The sequence below is a fragment of the Geothrix sp. 21YS21S-4 genome (assembly GCF_030845995.1).
Classification (GTDB): Bacteria; Acidobacteriota; Holophagae; order Holophagales; family Holophagaceae; genus Geothrix.
The window spans coordinates 2,952,960-2,968,760 of the sequence record NZ_CP132719.1 but is presented as its reverse complement, the minus strand read 5'-3'; the positions used below and the strand labels follow the sequence as shown (position 1 = coordinate 2,968,760).

General features: G+C 68.8%; 16 protein-coding genes. 13 read left to right on the top strand and 3 right to left on the bottom strand.

Annotation, left to right across the window (positions count from 1 at the left end):
* Window positions 1-2 precede the first annotated feature (2 nt).
* Genes gcvPA through gcvPB form a run of 3 tightly spaced genes read left to right on the top strand, consistent with a single transcriptional unit; the run spans window position 3 to window position 3,464 of the window.
* Window positions 3-1,358, top strand: coding sequence for an aminomethyl-transferring glycine dehydrogenase subunit GcvPA (gene gcvPA / locus RAH39_RS13525; protein ID WP_306590654.1), 1,356 nt, complete (start codon window positions 3-5; stop codon window positions 1,356-1,358).
* A gap of 2 nt (window positions 1,359-1,360) precedes the next feature.
* Window positions 1,361-1,933 carry a hypothetical protein gene (locus RAH39_RS13520; protein ID WP_306590653.1) on the top strand — a complete coding sequence of 191 codons (573 nt, stop codon included), beginning with the start codon at window positions 1,361-1,363 and terminating at the stop codon, window positions 1,931-1,933.
* 1 nt (window position 1,934) lies between these two features.
* Window positions 1,935-3,464, top strand: a complete 1,530-nt coding sequence (gene gcvPB, locus RAH39_RS13515) for an aminomethyl-transferring glycine dehydrogenase subunit GcvPB (protein ID WP_306590652.1) — start codon at window positions 1,935-1,937, stop codon at window positions 3,462-3,464.
* A gap of 4 nt (window positions 3,465-3,468) precedes the next feature.
* Here the strand turns inward: gcvPB and RAH39_RS13510 are convergent, their stop codons facing one another.
* The 3 genes from RAH39_RS13510 to modA are packed head-to-tail and all read right to left on the bottom strand — an operon-like array spanning window position 3,469 to window position 5,600.
* Window positions 3,469-4,146: an ATP-binding cassette domain-containing protein gene (locus tag RAH39_RS13510; RefSeq protein ID WP_306590651.1), complete on the bottom strand. Its 678-nt coding sequence runs from the start codon at window positions 4,144-4,146 to the stop codon at window positions 3,469-3,471.
* Window positions 4,143-4,835, bottom strand: coding sequence for a molybdate ABC transporter permease subunit (modB, locus tag RAH39_RS13505; RefSeq protein WP_306590650.1), 693 nt, complete (start codon window positions 4,833-4,835; stop codon window positions 4,143-4,145). The genes RAH39_RS13510 and modB overlap by 4 nt, the downstream gene beginning before the upstream one ends.
* Before the next feature lie 6 nt (window positions 4,836-4,841).
* Window positions 4,842-5,600, bottom strand: coding sequence for a molybdate ABC transporter substrate-binding protein (gene modA / locus RAH39_RS13500; RefSeq protein WP_306590649.1), 759 nt, complete (start codon window positions 5,598-5,600; stop codon window positions 4,842-4,844).
* 104 nt (window positions 5,601-5,704) lie between these two features.
* On the opposite strand from modA, the gene RAH39_RS13495 reads away from it, so the two are divergent.
* From RAH39_RS13495 to RAH39_RS13450, 10 genes are all read left to right on the top strand, one after another.
* Entirely contained in the window at window positions 5,705-8,272 is a 2,568-nt protein-coding gene (locus RAH39_RS13495; RefSeq protein WP_306590648.1) for an ATP-binding protein, read from the top strand.
* 14 nt (window positions 8,273-8,286) lie between these two features.
* Window positions 8,287-9,432, top strand: coding sequence for a hybrid sensor histidine kinase/response regulator (locus RAH39_RS13490; protein ID WP_306590647.1), 1,146 nt, complete (start codon window positions 8,287-8,289; stop codon window positions 9,430-9,432).
* Between the two features lie 47 nt (window positions 9,433-9,479).
* On the top strand, window positions 9,480-11,279 hold the full coding sequence (locus RAH39_RS13485) for a M2 family metallopeptidase (RefSeq protein WP_306590646.1): 1,800 nt from the start codon (window positions 9,480-9,482) through the stop codon (window positions 11,277-11,279).
* Window positions 11,279-12,115: an Hsp33 family molecular chaperone HslO gene (locus RAH39_RS13480; RefSeq protein ID WP_306590645.1), complete on the top strand. Its 837-nt coding sequence runs from the start codon at window positions 11,279-11,281 to the stop codon at window positions 12,113-12,115. The genes RAH39_RS13485 and RAH39_RS13480 overlap by 1 nt, the downstream gene beginning before the upstream one ends.
* Window positions 12,115-12,831 (top strand): lysophospholipid acyltransferase family protein, encoded by a 717-nt coding sequence (locus RAH39_RS13475; protein WP_306590644.1) that lies wholly within the window; start codon window positions 12,115-12,117, stop codon window positions 12,829-12,831. Before RAH39_RS13480 ends, RAH39_RS13475 begins: the two co-directional genes overlap by 1 nt.
* Complete coding sequence (queC, locus tag RAH39_RS13470; protein WP_306590643.1) at window positions 12,824-13,522, top strand: 7-cyano-7-deazaguanine synthase QueC; 699 nt, start codon at window positions 12,824-12,826, stop codon at window positions 13,520-13,522. Before RAH39_RS13475 ends, queC begins: the two co-directional genes overlap by 8 nt.
* A gap of 25 nt (window positions 13,523-13,547) precedes the next feature.
* Entirely contained in the window at window positions 13,548-13,952 is a 405-nt protein-coding gene (locus RAH39_RS13465; RefSeq protein ID WP_306590642.1) for a GxxExxY protein, read from the top strand.
* A 111-nt stretch (window positions 13,953-14,063) separates the two neighbouring features.
* A complete protein-coding gene (gene queF / locus RAH39_RS13460; protein ID WP_373467368.1) occupies window positions 14,064-14,423 on the top strand; it encodes a preQ(1) synthase in 360 nt (119 codons plus the stop codon).
* A gap of 95 nt (window positions 14,424-14,518) precedes the next feature.
* Complete coding sequence (gene folK / locus RAH39_RS13455) at window positions 14,519-14,989, top strand: 2-amino-4-hydroxy-6-hydroxymethyldihydropteridine diphosphokinase (protein WP_306590640.1); 471 nt, start codon at window positions 14,519-14,521, stop codon at window positions 14,987-14,989.
* A gap of 105 nt (window positions 14,990-15,094) precedes the next feature.
* Window positions 15,095-15,784, top strand: coding sequence for a DUF4339 domain-containing protein (locus RAH39_RS13450; protein ID WP_306590639.1), 690 nt, complete (start codon window positions 15,095-15,097; stop codon window positions 15,782-15,784).
* The last annotated feature ends 17 nt before the right edge of the window (window positions 15,785-15,801 follow it).

Genomic DNA, 15,801 nt, shown 5'->3' with positions numbered 1-15,801 from the left:
CCATGCGCTACCTGCCCTCTTCTCCCGCCGAAGACCGAGCCCTCCTGGACGCCATCGGCGTGGACCGGGCGGAGGATCTTCTGGCCGGCATCCCCGCGGACCTGCGGCTGAAGCGCGACCTGGACCTGCCCGCCCAGGGCTCCGAGCAGGAGGTGGCCTGGCAGATGATGGATCTGGCCAACCGCAATACCCGGTTCTGCGCCCAGTTCCTCGGCGCGGGCGCCTACGACCACTTCGTGCCCTCGGCCATCGACGCCATGGTGAGCCGCCAGGAGTGGTTCACGGCCTACACGCCCTACCAGCCGGAGATCAGCCAGGGCACGCTGCAGCACATCTTCGAGTACCAGACCCTCATCTGCGACCTCGCCGGCCTGGACGTCACCAACGCCAGCCTCTACGACGGCGGCACGGCCTGCGTGGAGGCGGCCCTCATGGCGGTGCGCGTCCAGAAGAAGCGGAACACCGTCCTCGTGAGCCGCGGCCTGCACCCGCTCTACCGCGAGGTGCTGAAGACCAATTTCGCCCCCCACGACGGCCTGAAGCTCGTGGAGGTGGGCCTCAAGGACGGGATCACCGACCTGGCGGACCTCCAGGCCAAGCTGAACGGCGATGTGGCGGCGGTGCTGGTGGGCTACCCCAACTTCCTGGGCGCCGTGGAGGACCTCCCGGCCCTGGCCGAGCTCATCCACGCCGCGGGCGCGCTGCTGGTCAGCGTCACCCAGGAGGCCTTCGCCTTGGGCTGGCTGGAGGGCCCGGGCAAGGTGGGCGCCGACATGGCCTGCGGCGAGGCGATGTCCCTGGGGAACAAGCCCAACTTCGGCGGCCCTTTCCTCGGCTTCCTGGCCGTGAAGGACGCCCACAAGCGGGAGATCCCCGGCCGCGTGGTGGGCCAGACCAAGGACCTCGACGGCCGCACCGGCTACGTCCTGACGCTCACGGCCCGCGAGCAGCACATCCGCCGGGACAAGGCCACCAGCAACATCTGCTCGAACCAGGGGCTGGTCGCGTTGCGCGCCAACCTCTTCCTCCAGCTCGCCGGGCCCGAAGGCCTGAAGGGGCTGGCGGAGCAGAACGCCGCCAAGGCCCAGTACCTGCGCCAGCGGCTGCTGGACCTGCCGGACATGGAGCCCGTCTTCGACGCCCCCTTCTTCAACGAGTTCGTTCTGCGCTACCGCGGCGACATGGCCGCCCTCGAGGCCGCCTGCCTCGCGGAGAGCCTGCTGCCGGGCCTGGACTTGGGCCGCTGGTACCCCGAATACGAAGGCTGCATCCTGTGGTGCGCCACCGAACTCCACTCCCGCCGGATGATCGAGAGCCTCGTCGAGATCCTGGCCCGCGTCCCCGCCGCCGTGGAGTGATAATGGATTTTTTAGATCGAACCATAAAAAAAACTGGTGGAACATTAGTGTTTATAGGTTTATCTATATATATATCCTTGTTGTTCAGTGGGTTTATTGCGGCATTTTTATCAAAGAATGAAAATATATTGTTAAAAAATTTATCAAATTGGTCCACTCTTTTTGGTAGTGTTGCAGTCATAGTTGCCGCGGGAATGTATTTTTTTCAACATTCACAACAACAAAAGCTTGATTTTCAAAGAACAGCTGATTTGGTTTTAAATTTTTATAAAAATGCTGTTGATTTCTGGAAAGAAGCAGAATTACTGCCTCCTCCTGATGATCCTCTTAGGGAAATAAAGCATTCAATATGGCAAATGAAGGGAATAGCTAATCTTATAGAGGCAGAGATGATTTTAAGGCAAATTGAAAAGTACAAAGGACTGACTGGTGAAGAAAAAGAAATTATTTCTAATTATTTAAAAGATGGGGTTAACGGAACTGTTAGAATAATTAAGATATTCAAAAGCACAGAGGCTCCATTCCATACGAACGGCATGCCTCGAGTAACAAACCTTCTTAACGAGGGAGAATAAAATGTTTCTTCGTCAGCGCGAACCCCTCTCCTTCGACCGCTCCGTCCCCGGCAAGCGGGGTATGGACCTGCCCAAGCTCGACGTGCCCGCCGCCCAGGACACCCGCCCCGCCCACCTCGTCCGCAAGGGCTTCGACGCCCTGCCGGAACTGAGCGAAGTGGAGGTCATCCGCCACTTCACGCGCCTCTCCAAGTGGAACTACGGCGTGGACGACGGGATCTACCCCCTCGGCAGCTGCACCATGAAGCACAACCCCCGCCTCAACGAGAAGGTGGCATCGCTGCCCGGCTTCACCGACAGCCATCCCATGGCGCCGGACGCCCTGGTGCAGGGCAACCTGGAGATGGTCTACACCCTTCAGGAATGGCTGAAGGAGATCACGGGCCTGCCCGGCGTCACCCTCCAGCCCAGCGCCGGCGCCGCGGGCGAGCTGACGGGCGTGATGCTGATCCGCGCCTACCACCTGTCCAAGGGCGCCAAGCGCCGCGTGATCCTGATCCCCGACAGCGGCCACGGCACCAACCCCGCCACCGCTGCCATGGCGGGCTACGAGGTGGTGGAACTGCCCTCGCTGCCCGACGGCACCATCAGCTTTGACGACGTCACCGATCCCGTGAACGGCAAGGTCCGCAAGGGCCTCCGGACGCTGGTGGCCGAGCTGGGCACCGAGATCGCCGGCGCCATGATCACCAACCCCAACACCGTCGGCGTCTTCGAGTACCGCTTCAAGGAGATCAGCGACCTGCTGCACGGCGTCGACGCCCTGGTCTACATGGACGGCGCCAACATGAACGCCTTGGTGGGCGTGGCGCGGCCCGGCGACTTCGGCGTGGACGTGATGCACCTCAACCTGCACAAGACCATGTCGACGCCCCACGGCGGCGGCGGCCCCGGCGCGGGTCCCGTGTGCTGCACCGAGAAGCTGGCGCCCTTCCTCCCGGTGCCCGTGGTCGTGCGGGAGACGGTGAAGGTGGGCGAGGGCGAAGTGCCCCGGCACACCTACCGCTGGGACTGGAACCGGCCCCAGAGCATCGGCAAGGTGCACACCTTCTACGGCAACTTCGGGATCCTGGTGCGCGCCCTGACCTACTGCCTGAGCCACGGGTCCGACGGCCTCAAGGAAGCCACGCTGCGCGCCATCGTGAACGCCAACTACATCCGCGCCCGGCTCAAGGGCGCCTACGCTCTGCACATCGATTCGCCCAGCCTCCACGAGGTGGTCTTCAGCGACACGATCCAGGCCCAGCACGACGTCCACACCCTGGACATCGCCAAGCGCCTCATCGACCACGGCTACCACCCGCCCACGATCTACTTCCCCCTGATCGTGCCCGGCGCGCTGATGATCGAGCCCACCGAAAGCGAAGGCAAGGACGAGCTGGACGCCTTCTGCGACACCATGCTCGCCATCGCCAAGGAAGCCGAGGAGAACCCGGAGGCCCTGCACCAGGCGCCCACCCTGGCGCCCCTGCGCCGCATGGACGAAACCACCGCCGCCCGCAAGCCGGTGCTGCGGTGGACGAAGGGCTGAGGGCTCAGGAGGCCGGTTCCGCTCCCACCACCCGCCCTTCTTCCAGCTCGATCCGCTCCTCTCCGAAGATCTCCGCATCGCCGAGGTCGTGGCTCACCACCACCAGGGGCAGGGATTCCTCCGCCGCCAGCGCCTTCAGGTCGAGGCGCAGGCGGTCGCGGAGGCGGGGATCCAGGGCGGCGAAGGGCTCGTCCAGCAGCAGCAGGCGGGGCTTGGCCGCCAGGGCGCGGGCCAGGGCGACGCGCTGGCGCTGGCCGCCGGAGAGCTGGGCGGGGCGGGCATCTCCGAAGCCGCCGAGGCCGAGGCGCTCCAGCCAGGGCAGGGCCTCGGCGAGGGCCGTCCGTGACGGGCGGCGCCAGGTCCGCGAGAAGCTGAAGGCCACGTTTTCCGCCGCGGTGAGGTGGGGGAACAGGGCGTAGTCCTGGAAGACGTGGCCGATGCCGCGGGCCTGGGGCGGCAGGTGGAGCCCCGCCGCGCCGTCGAACAGGGCGCGGCCCTCGAAGCGGATGAGGCCCGCCTCGGGACGGAGCAGGCCCGCGATGGCGCGCAGGGTGAGGCTCTTCCCGGCGCCCGAGGGGCCCGAGATCACCAGGGAGCGGGCCTGGCAGGCGAAGGTCACCTTCAGGCGGAAGACGCGGTCCCGGGTACGCAGGGTGCCCCGGATGTCCACCTCCAGCTTCATGCCCAGGGCTCCCGTCCCGCGCTGCGGGCGTCGTGGCCGCGGAGCAGGCGGGAGGCGCCCAGGAGCACCGCCAGGCAGGTGGCGGACGTCACCAGCACCAGGGTGGCGGCCAGGCCGTCCTGGCCCGCCTGGACGGCTTCGTAGACGGCCACGGACAGGGTCTGCGTCCGTCCTGGGATGCTGCCCGCCACCATCAGCGTGGCGCCGAACTCGCCCAGGGCCCGGGCGAAAGCCAGGAGGGCGCCGCCCAGGATCCCGCGCCAGGCGAGGGGCAGGCTGATCCGGAAGAAGATCCCCGGTTCGGAGACGCCCAGGGTGCGGGCGGCCCGCTCGAACTGGGGGTCCACCTGCTCGAAGGCCGACCGCGCGGCCTTGAGGGCCAGAGGGAAGGACACGATGGCCGCGGCGATCACCGCGCCCTGCCAGGTGAAGATCAGCTGGATCCCGAAGGTCCGGTCCAGGAAGCCGCCCACCGGTCCCCGGCGGCCCAGGAGCACCAGCAGGTAGTAGCCCAGCACCGTGGGCGGCAACACCATCGGCAGGGTGCAGACCGCGTCCAGCAGCTCCCGCCCGGGAAAGGGCCGGCGCGCCAGGAGGAAGCCCAGGGCCGTGCCGGCGATCAGCACCGCCAGCGTCGCCAGGCCCGCCACCTTGAGCGACAGGAGAAGGGGAATCCAGGCCTGATCCATCCGGCGTCAGGGGGCCGTGAATCCGAAGCGGGCGAGAACCTCCCGGCCCTCCGCGGAGACCACCAGGGCCACGAAGGCGCGGGCGGCCTCGGCCTGGCGGGTGCCGGCCACGAGGGCGATGGGATAGGTGACGGGCGTGCGGGTGGGGACGGTGGCGGCCACCCGCACCTTGCCCGCCTGCACGGCGGCGTCCGTGGCGTAGACGAAGCCGGCGTCCACCTCGCCCCGGGCCACGTAGTCCAGGCACTGCCGCACGCTCTGGCCGAAGACGGCCTTGGCTTCCACGGCGGCCCACAGCCCCTGGGCCTCCAGGGCTTCGCGGGCGTAGCGCCCGGCGGGGACGCTGGCGGGATTGGCCACGGCGACCCGGCGGACCTTGGGATCCAGCAGGGCGGCGGGCGAGGCGGGGCCCTTCGCGTCCGCGGGAACGATCAGGACCAGCGCGTTGCCCGCGAAGGTGGCGCGGGTGGCCGGATCCACCGCTTTCTGGGCGACGGCCTTGTCCATGGCCACCTGGTCTGCCGAGGCGAACAGGTCCGCGGGCGCCCCCGCCAGGATCTGCTGGAGGAGCTTGTCCGACGCGCCCGTGTTGAGCACGACCTTGGTGCCGGGGTGGCGCGCTTCATAGCGGCGCCCCAGTTCCTGGAAGGCCTCGGTGAGGCTGACGGCGGCGGAGACCACCAGGTCGCCGCCCCGGGCGGGAAGGGCGGCGAGGAGGCCCAAGCCGAAGGCGAGAACCCGCAGGGGGCGCAGGGAAGTGGACACGGCATCCTCCGATCCGCAGTGACCCCGCGACTATAGCGGAGCCCTGCGGGACGGCAAACCTCGATCCTGGCATCCTGGTCGGGAATCTTCCCTCCGAGCCGCCCATGGTCCAGTTCCTGAGCCGGATCCGCATCGCCGCCAAGCTGTGGCTGGGCTACGGCGCGGTGGGTGCCGTCCTGGCGGGCCTGGCCCTGGTCCAGTTGGGGATCCTCCACGATGCGGAACGGCAGGCCCTCCGCATGTTCGAGACCCGCGTGGTGCCCGTCCGCAAGCTGAAGGCCGTGTCGGACGCCTACGGGATCCGCATCCCCTCCGCGATGCGCCAGGTGCGGAGCGGCGCCCTGGAGCCCTCGGAAGGATTGGCGCGGATCCGGGTGGCGCGGGCGGAGGCGGTTGCGGCGTGGACCGCGTTCCGGGCCGTTCCATCTGAACCCGATCCCGGGACCGTCTGGCGCGTGGAGGCCCTGACCGCCGCCGCGAACCGCGATCTGGACCGCCTGGAGGGCATTCTGGCGGAGGGGCGCGCCGTGGACGACGACCTGCTGCCCCAACTCCTTCCCCTGACCGAACTCGTCGCCCGGCTGGCGGACGCCCAGGAGGAGGCCGCCGAGCGGAGCCTGGCGGACACCGCGGTCCGCGTCCGCCGCATCCGGCTGCTCTCCTACGGCGTCATCGTCGCGGGGCTGGCGGCGGCGATGGGCCTGGGCTACTGGATCTCGCGCCACCTGTCGGACGGGCTGCGGCGGCTGGTGGACCAGGTGCGGCTCGCCGCGGCGGGCGATCTGGAGGCCCCGATTCCGGTGGCGGGCCGCGACGAGGTGGCGGATCTGGGCCGCGAGCTGAACCGGATGGTCCACCAGATGCGGGAGACGATCCGGGCCCTGGGCGAGCGCGAGGCCAGCGAGCGGGCAGTGCTCCAGAACGCCCAGGTGGCCATCATCGTGCGGGACGCCGGCGGCGTGGTGCGGCGGTTCAACGCCTACGCCGAGAGCCTGCTGGGCTTCCGGGCGGAGGAGCTGATCGGGCGGTCCACGGCCCCCTGGCTGGACCGCGGCGAGGTGGCTGCCCGCAGCCGGGAGCTGGAGGCGCGGCAGGGCCGCCCCGTGACGGACGACAACGATCTGGTGCGCTGCCTGACGCTGGAGGGACCCGACCTCCGCGAATGGACCTTCGTGACCCGCGAGGGGCACCGGCGGCCCATGCTGGTGGCCCTTTCCACGATCCTCGGGGCCGACGGCGGGCCGGTGGGCTACGTGAGCATCGCGTCGGACCTGTCGTGGCTGAAGGCGCTGGAGGCCGACCTGCGGGCCAGCGAGGCCCGGGCCCGGGCCGCCAACCGCGCCAAGAGCGCCTTCCTGTCCAACATGAGCCACGAGCTGCGCACGCCGCTCAACGCCGTACTCGGCTACGCGCAGCTGATGGACCGGAAGGAAGGGCGCAGCGCCGAGGACCGGGAACACCTGGGTCGGATCCTGGGCGCGGGCGAGCACCTCCTCACCCTGATCAACGATATCCTGTCCCTGAGCAAAATTGAATCCGGGGGCCTGGACGTGCGCGCCGGGCCCTTCCGCGCCGCCGGCCTCCTGGAAGCCGCCCTCGACATGCAGCGGATCCGTGCCCGGGACAAGGGGCTGGAACTGCGGGTGGAGGCGGCGCCGGGGTTCCCGGCGTACCTGGAGGGGGACGAGGCCAAGCTGCGCCAGATCCTGGTGAACCTGGTGGGGAACGCCGTCAAGTTCACGGAGCGGGGCGCGGTGGTCCTGCGCGCCGGCTACGCCGACGGCTGGGCGACCTTCGCGGTGGAGGACACGGGTCCCGGCATCGCGGCGGAGGACCAGCGGCTCCTGTTCCGGCCCTTCTTCCAGGGGAGCGCCGCCGCCGGCGGCGAGGGCACCGGCCTCGGTCTGCACATCAGCCGTTCCCTGGTCCGCCTGATGGGCGGGGAGCTGGAACTCGACAGCCGCCCGGGGGAAGGCACCCGGTTCTCCTTCAGCCTGCCCCTTTCCGAGGGGGAGCCGCCGCCGGAGCTGCTGGGCGGGGGCCGGGTCGTCGGGTTGGAGCCGGGTCAGCGGCCGGTGCGGATGCTGGTGGCGGACGACCGCGTGGAGAACCGGGACCTGCTGGTGGGGCTGCTGGCGTCCGTCGGGCTGCCCGCGCTGGCGGCGGCGGATGGCATCGAGGCCGTGGAGCTGTGGGAGCAGCACCGCCCGGACCTGGTCTGGATGGACCTCCGGATGCCGCGGATGGACGGCTTCGCCGCCCTGGAGGCGATCCGCGGGAAGGAGCGGGAGGGGAACGCGCCGCCCACCTGTGTGGTGGCCATTTCCGCCAGCGTCCTGGATACCGACCGCGACGCCCTCCTCCGCGCGGGCTTCGACGATTTCCTGGGAAAGCCCTTCCGCGAGGCGGAGCTGTTCGACGTCATGTCGCGCCTGCTGGGGCTGCGCTTCCTCGTCCGGGAGCCGGAGTCCGAACCGGAAGCGAACCTGAAGGCCGTTTTGGCGCTTCAGTCCGCCCCCTGGCGCGCCGAGGTAAAGGAGGCGGTCCTCATCGGGGATGTGGAGGGGGCCCTGGGTCTGGTCGACCGGCTGGAACCGTCCGCCGCCGAGTCCCTCCGGCGATTTCTCAAGGCCTACAAGCTCCAGGAAGTGCTCGACGCCCTGGAAGGATGAACGGGAGAGACGACATGCTGGTCCCGCAGGGCGACATCCTCATCGTGGACGACCATCCGGACAACCTGGATCTCCTGGCTTCGGTCCTGCGGGAAGGAAACTACCGGGTGCGGGCCGTGCCCTCGGGGACCATGGCCCTGGAAGCCGCGCGGCGCCATCCCCCCGAGCTGATGATGCTGGACGTGAACATGCCCGGCCTGGACGGCTACGGGACCTGCGAGGCGTTCCAGGCGGATCCGCTGCTGGCGCGGATCCCCATCGTGTTCATCAGCGCCCTGGACGCGCCCCTGGACAAGGTCAGGGCCTTCCGGGCGGGGGGGCGCGACTACGTCGCCAAGCCCTTCCACGCCGAGGAGGTCCTGGTGCGGGTGGAGCACCAGGTGCGGCTGGCCCGCCTCCAGCGGGAGCTGGAGTTCCAGAACCAGAACCTCCTGGACGCCAACCTCAAGCTCAAGGAAGTGAACACCCTCAAGTCGAACTTCACGGCCATGCTGGTCCACGACCTGCGCTCGCCCCTCACCTTCCTGGGCCTGACCCTGGACGCCCTGCGGAACGGCGCGGCCCAGTCCGCCGACCTGATGGACAAGTCCCAGGACGCGTTCGCCCGGATGCGGGACCTGCTGGACGAGATGCTGGAGATCTACCGCAGCGAGAGCGGAGAGACGCCCATGGACGTGGCGGAGATCGACACCGCCCCCTGGCTGGAGGGCCTCCTCGTGCCCTACGCCCTGCGGGGCACGGAGGCCGACCTGACCTTCCAGGTGAGCGTTCCCGCGGGGCTGCCGGTTCTGCAGGCGGACCGGCTGAAGCTGGAGCGCGCGCTCCTGAATCTGGTGGAGAACGCCTTCAAGTTCACGCCCCGGGGCGGGGGCGTGCGCGTGGAGGCCGGCGTCGAATACGGCGCCGGGGTGGAGGCGGGGCTGCGTTTCCTGCGGATCGCCGTGATCGACACGGGCCGCGGGGTGCCTCCGGCGGAGCTGCCCTACATCTTCGATCCCTTCCGCCAGGGCCAGGGCCAGGGCCAGCGCAGCGAGGCGGGGCGCGGCGTGGGGCTCGGCCTCGCCATCGTCCAGCGGCTGGTGGCGGCCCACGGCGGGCAGATCCGGGCCCAGAGCCAGCCGGGCTTCGGATCGAGCTTCACCGTCCTGCTCCCCTGCTGACGGCGGCCCCCCCGGAAGGCACAATAGAGGGCTCGCCGGGAGCACCCATGCGCCGCCGCACCCTTTCCGCCCTTCTGCCCGCCCTGGCCGTCTCCCTGAGCGCCCAGGCGGTGCCTCCCTCCAACGCGAAGCTCCAGGAGCGGGCGGACCGGTTCCTCCAGCTGGTGAACGCCGGCTACCAGGCGCTCTACTACGTCAATTCCGAAGCCGCCTGGGCGGCCGCCACGGACGTGAAGCCGGAGCACGACGCCGCCGCCGAGTGGGCGGGGAAGGCCTTCGCCGCGTTCAACGGCAACCCCTACGTGATCACCGAGGCCAAGGAGCTGCTGAAGCGGCGCGCCGACCTGGACGGGAAGACCGTCCGGCAGCTGGAGCGCATCCTGCTGATGCCCTACGGCGCCGAAGGCCCCATGACCCAGCCGAAGCTGGTGGCCGAGCGCATCGCCGCCGAGACCCGCCAGACCTCCCTGATGAACGGGTTCCAGTTCAAGGTGGGCGGCAAGCCCGTGAGCGCCAACGACATCGACAACAAGCTGGTCTCCAGCGGGGACCTGGCCGAGCGGCGCCTGTGGTGGGAGGCCAGCAAGGAGATCGGGATCCCCCTGAAGGACGGCCTGGTGCGCCTCCGGGACCTCCGCAACGGCGTGGCGAAGGAGCTGGGCCATCCCGACTACTTCTCGCTCCAGGTGGCCCGCTACGGCCTGACCGCGGACGAGATGACGGCCTTCAACCGCAAGTTCCTGGCGGAACTGCGGCCCCTCTACCTCCAGCTGCACACCTGGGTGAAGTACGAGATGGCGAAGAAGTACGGCCAGCCCGTGCCCAAGGCCATCCCCGCCCACTGGATCAACAACCGGTGGAGCCAGAACTGGACCGGGTTCGTCAGCGCCGTCGACTTCGATCCCTACTTCAAGGGCTGGCAGCCCGAGCGCATCGTCAAGACCGCTGAGGCCTTCTACACGGGGCTGGGCTTCGATCCCCTGCCCGCGAGCTTCTGGACCAAGTCCGACCTCTATCCGGTGAAGGCCGGCGACGCCCGCAAGAAGAACTCCCACGCCTCCTGCTGGCACATGGACCTGAACACCGACATCCGCTCCCTGATGAGCGTGGAGTCCAACGCCCAGTGGTTCGAGACCTGCCACCACGAGCTGGGCCACGGCTACTACTTCATGTGCTACACCAACCCGGGCGTGCCGCCCCTGCTGCGGGACGGCGCCAACCCCAGCTTCCACGAGGGCGTGGGCGAGCTGATCGCCATGGCCACCCGCCAGGTGCCGTACCTGAAATCCGCGGGCGTCCTGCCGGCGGACTACAAGGTGGATCAGATGCAGGTGTTGCTGAACGACGCCCTGGAAGTGGCCATCCCCTTCATGTTCTGGGCCTGCGGGACCATGCCCGAATGGGAGGCGGATTTCTACGCCAAGGGCCTGCCCGCCGACCAGCTCAACACCCGCTGGTGGAAGCTGGTGCGCGACCTCCAGGGCGTGGAGCCGCCCAGCCCCCGCGGCGAAGCGTTCTGCGATCCCGCCACCAAGACCCACATCAACGACAACCCCGCCTACTACTACAGCTACGGCTGGGCCACCGTCTTCAAGTTCCAGATGCACGACCATATCGCCCGGAAGATCCTCCACCAGGACCCGCGGAGCTGCAACTACTCCGGCCACAAGGAGGTCGGCGCTTTCCTGAAGCAGATCCTCGAAAAGGGCGCCACCGAGGACTGGCGGAAGGTCCTGAAGGACGCCACCGGCGAGGACCTCTCGACCCGCGCCATGATGGACTACTTCAAGCCGCTGATGGCCTGGCTGGAGCAGCAGAACAAGGGACGGCAGATCGGATGGGACTGATGCCCGAAGCCGTCCCCCACGCGAAGGTGGTGAAGGCGCTGACGCGCGACCACCACATCCGCCTTTCGTCCCTGGACGCCAGCCCGCTGTGGGACGGCGTGCGGCGGGGGCATCCCCACCTCGATCCCGCCGCCTGCGCCTGCCTCACGGAACTCCTGTCGGCCACGGCCCTCCTCCAGACCCGGACCCTGTTCGCCGAGCGCCTCCAGCTGCTGGTGAAGGGGGCCGGCAGGGCCAAGGCGGTGGTGGCGGACTGCTGGCCCGACGGCACCATCCGCGGCGTGCTGGACCTCGGCCCCGAGGATGCCCCGGAGTGGATCGCGGGCCCCGGCGTCTTCCAGGTCATGCGCTCCCGCGACAACGGCCAGCCCTACGTGGGCCATCTCCCCTTGGTGGAAGGCGGGATCCAGGTCCAAGTGGAGCATTACCTCCAGCAGTCGGAGCAGATCCAGGCGAGCCTCACCCTGTGGTGCGATCCGGGCACCGGCGAGGCGGGAGGGCTCCTGGTGGAGCCGCTGCCGGACTGCCCGCCGGCGCGGCTGGCCCGGCTGGTCCAGGCCCTGGAGGGCCTCGAAGTCGTCCCCTTCTGGGAGCGCACGCCGGACTTCCTGGCCACCTGGGTGTCCCAGGGCGAGGGCGTGGAGGAATTGGCGGCCCTGGACCTCTTCTACCGCTGCCGCTGCACCCGGGAGGCCCTGGTCGGGACCCTCCGCCGCTTTTCCCCGGAGCAGAAGGCCGACCTGTTCCAGGAACCGGGTCCGCTGGACGTGCGCTGCGACTACTGCGGCACGCGCTATCCGATCCACCCCGAGGATCTCGTGGACGGAGAGGCCTGATGGCCGCCGTGGACATCGCCGACCGGGGGCGCCCCCTGGGCTCGCCGCTGTCGGTGTGGCTCCACTTCCGCGCCGTCCCCTTCTTGGTGGCGGGCCTGACCAAGGCGTGGTCCTACACCCTCCGGGTCCGGCGGGAGGGCTTCGGGCCCCTGGAAAGCCTGGTGGTCGCGGATGAGCGCGTCATCCTCGCCTTCTGGCACCGGCGGCTGTTCATGATGCCCCTCGCCTATCCCTTCCAGCGGCGGAACGCGGCCGGAGAAGCGCGCGGCGTGGCCATCCTGTCCAGCGACAGCAAGGACGGCGAACGCAGCGCGGCCACCTGGCGCTGGTTCGGCATCCACGCGGTGCGCGGCACCGCCAGCGACGACGGCGCCCGGGCCCTGGTGCGGATGATCCAGGCCGTGCGCCAGGGCTGGGACTTCGGAATCACCCCCGACGGCCCCCGCGGCCCCCTGATGAAGCTCAAGCCGGGCACCCTCGCCCTGGCCCGCAAGACCGGCGCGTGGATCGTCCCCGTCACCCTCGCCTTCGACCGCAGCTTCGAGTTGAAGACCTGGGACCGGATGGTGATCCCGCTGCCGTTCGCCACCTGCGTGATCAAGTACGGAACGCCGTACCAGCTTCCGCCCAAGGCCGACGACGCCGCCGAAGGCGACCGGCTGCAGGGCCAGATGGACGACCTGGAACACTGGGCTGAAGGGATCTCCCGTGGCTGAACTCGCCGTCATCTCCCTCTCCGGCGGGATGGATTCCTGCGTCACCGCCGCCATCGCCCAGGCCGAGGGCTTCGACCTCGCCCTGCTCCACGCGGACTACGGCCAGCGCACCCAGGACCGCGAGCGACGCGCCTTCCGTGACATCGCGGACTTCTACGGCGTGCCCGCCCACCGCCGCCTCATCATCGGATTCGACACCCTGAAGGCCATCGGCGGCTCCGCCCTGACCGACGCCTCCATCGCCCTGCCCGAGGGCGAGCTGGATCGCCCGGGCGTGCCCGTGAGCTACGTCCCTTTCCGCAACGCCCACCTGCTCGCCACCTGCGTGAGCTGGGCCGAGGTCCTGGGCGCCAGCGCCATCTTCGTGGGGTTTGTGGAGGAGGACAGCAGCGGCTACCCCGACTGCCGCGAAGCCTTCCTCCGCAGCTTCGAGCAGACCGCCAACCTGGGCACCAGGCCCGAGACGCGTCTCGCCTTCCACGCCCCGCTCCTCCACCTCCGCAAGGCCGACATCGTGCGGAAGGGCCGCGACCTCGGCGCGCCCCTGCATCTCAGCTGGTCCTGCTACCAGGGCGAAACCGAAGCCTGCGGCCACTGCGACAGCTGCCACCTGCGGCTGCGCGGGTTCAAGGAAGCGGGATTCCCGGATCCCATTCCGTACGCGTTCATTCCGGAAAACCTGAACCATTAACCACAGAGATCGCAGAGGGCGCAGAGTGGAACGGGATCTCGATGGACTCAACGGGTTGTCCCAGCGCGTCATTGCCGCCTGCATTGAGGTGCATCGGAGCTTGGGGCCGGGATTGCTTGAATCTGCCTATGAGGTGTGTCTGGCCAGGGAACTGGCTCTGGCGGGCATCCCCTTTCAGCGCCAGGTTGCTGTACCTGTGTCCTACAAAGGAGCGATTCTCGATGCAGGCTATCGGATCGATCTGCTCGTGGAGGGTCGACTGATTGTCGAGCTCAAGGCGGCCAGAAGCCCCATCAACCTGCTTCGAGCCCAGGTACTGACGTATTTGAAGCTGATGAATCTTGCTCTGGGGCTCGGCGTGAATTTCAACCAAGTCCGATTGGTGGATGGCGTCACGAGGGTGATCCACACCTCTTCAGAATCTGCCTGAGGGCCTTCTCTGCGATCTCTGTGTCCTCTGCGGTTAAACAACACAAAAGGATTTCTCATGGCCACGAAAAAGACCCCCAAGCCCACCCTTCCGGAAACGCTCCCCCAGTTCGTGGTGACGCGGCCCACCGGCGAGTTGGACACGTTCGCCAGCCCGCGCCCGGGGCGGCCGTTCACGATCACGTTCGAGACGGAGGAGTTCACGTGCCTCTGCCCGCTGACGGGCCAGCCGGACTTCGCCAAGCTGCGGATCCATTACCAGCCCGACCAGCTGTGCGTGGAATCGAAGTCGCTCAAGCTCTACCTGTGGAGCTTCCGCGACCGCGGCGCCTTCCACGAGGCCGTCACCAACCAGATCCTCGACGACCTGGTGAAGGCCACGCAGCCCCAGTGGATGCGCGTGGAGGGCGACTTCCTGATCCGCGGCGGCATCCGCACGCTGGTGGTGGCGGAACATGGAAAGAAGCATTAGCCACGGATGAACTCAGATGAACACGGATGGGACATGCTGCTGACGATCTGGGTTCATCCGTGTTCATCCGTGGCCCATTTCTGTTGGGTTGAAGGATGAAAGCCGTTATTGCGCTCGGTTCCAACCTCGGCGATCGCCAGGCGCACCTCGACGCGGGGCTGGCGGCGCTTCGGACGCTGGGGACGGTGGTGCCGTCGCCGCTGGTGATGGAGACGCCGGACGAGTCGGGGCGCGGGCCGGCCTACCTCAACACCGTGGCGATCCTCGTAGCGGAGGAGACCGATCCTCGCCGCCTGCTGGAGGCGCTGCTGCGTCTGGAGCTGGCGGCGGGGCGGGACAGGGGCGTGGGGCGGAACGCGCCCCGGACGCTGGATCTGGACCTGATCACCACGGACGGTCCGCCCGGAAACTGGACCTGGGCCGCGCCGGAGGATCTGCGGGCCCTCGGCGCGGAGCTGACCCTGGAGCTGCCCCATCCGCGGGCCTTCAGCCGGCCCTTCGTGCTGGAACCGTGGCGGGCGCTGTCCGATCCGGGCGCCTGCGGAGGCGTGATTCCCCGGGCCTGAACGCGCCGTGGCATCATGCAGGAACTTTTCGGAGCCGCCCGTTCCTTCCTGCTTTCCCGGGGCCGGCGCTCCTCCCCTTGGGCGCGGACACAGGAAAGGCGCGGCATGGCGAGTCTCTGGAACTACCTTCAGCAGGGCCAGGTGCAAGGGCCCGTCACCGACGAACAGCTCAAGGCCCTGGTGACCGACGGGACGCTGAGCGGAGACGACCTCGTGTGGCGGGAGGGCACCGCCGAGTGGACGCCGATCCGGCAGTTTCCGGGGCTTTCCGCAGCGCCCGTGCGCATCGAGCTGGACCTTCCTCCGGCATCTGCGGCCGGGCCGGGTCCGGTTTCCGCGTCGGCGGGGTTCCCTTCCGGCGCGGCCTGGGGATCGGGCGGCGCGGCCGTTTCGCCCGATCTCGTCGAGCTGCTGCGCCGGACCAAGCCGTGGGCGCGCTTCATGGCGGTGCTGGGCTTCCTCGCCATCGGCGCGATGGTGCTGATCTCCTGCATCGGGATGGCGGTGGCGATCGCCACCCGGAAGGCGTCCCCCGGCGTGGGAATGGCCGTGGGCGGGGTCTACCTCCTTCTGGCGGGGCTCCACCTTCCGCCGGTGCTGTTCCTCAACCGCTACGCCAGCCGCATCGGGGATCTGATGGCCAGCGGCGAGGCCGCCGATCTCCGCGGGGCGCTGGCCGCGCAGAAGTCCTTCTGGCGCTACGTGGGCATCTTCACCCTGGTGATGCTGTGCCTTTACCTCGCGACCATTCCGGTGGTGATCATGGTGGGCGCGGCCCTCAAGGGCTTCCGCTAGGGGAGCGGTCTAGCGCA

Excerpts from the sequence above, each read along its gene's own strand:
- RAH39_RS13450 (WP_306590639.1), top strand. The coding sequence starts at position 15,095 with ATGGCGAGTCTCTGGAACTACCTTCAGCAGGGCCAGGTGCAAGGGCCC.
- RAH39_RS13490 (WP_306590647.1), top strand. The coding sequence starts at position 8,287 with ATGCTGGTCCCGCAGGGCGACATCCTCATCGTGGACGACCATCCGGAC.
- gcvPB (WP_306590652.1), top strand. The coding sequence starts at position 1,935 with ATGTTTCTTCGTCAGCGCGAACCCCTCTCCTTCGACCGCTCCGTCCCC.
- RAH39_RS13520 (WP_306590653.1), top strand. The coding sequence starts at position 1,361 with ATGGATTTTTTAGATCGAACCATAAAAAAAACTGGTGGAACATTAGTG.
- modB (WP_306590650.1), bottom strand. The coding sequence starts at position 4,835 with ATGGATCAGGCCTGGATTCCCCTTCTCCTGTCGCTCAAGGTGGCGGGC.
- gcvPA (WP_306590654.1), top strand. The coding sequence starts at position 3 with ATGCGCTACCTGCCCTCTTCTCCCGCCGAAGACCGAGCCCTCCTGGAC.
- folK (WP_306590640.1), top strand. The coding sequence starts at position 14,519 with ATGAAAGCCGTTATTGCGCTCGGTTCCAACCTCGGCGATCGCCAGGCG.
- RAH39_RS13485 (WP_306590646.1), top strand. The coding sequence starts at position 9,480 with ATGCGCCGCCGCACCCTTTCCGCCCTTCTGCCCGCCCTGGCCGTCTCC.
- RAH39_RS13480 (WP_306590645.1), top strand. The coding sequence starts at position 11,279 with ATGCCCGAAGCCGTCCCCCACGCGAAGGTGGTGAAGGCGCTGACGCGC.
- RAH39_RS13495 (WP_306590648.1), top strand. The coding sequence starts at position 5,705 with ATGGTCCAGTTCCTGAGCCGGATCCGCATCGCCGCCAAGCTGTGGCTG.
- RAH39_RS13475 (WP_306590644.1), top strand. The coding sequence starts at position 12,115 with ATGGCCGCCGTGGACATCGCCGACCGGGGGCGCCCCCTGGGCTCGCCG.
- RAH39_RS13510 (WP_306590651.1), bottom strand. The coding sequence starts at position 4,146 with ATGAAGCTGGAGGTGGACATCCGGGGCACCCTGCGTACCCGGGACCGC.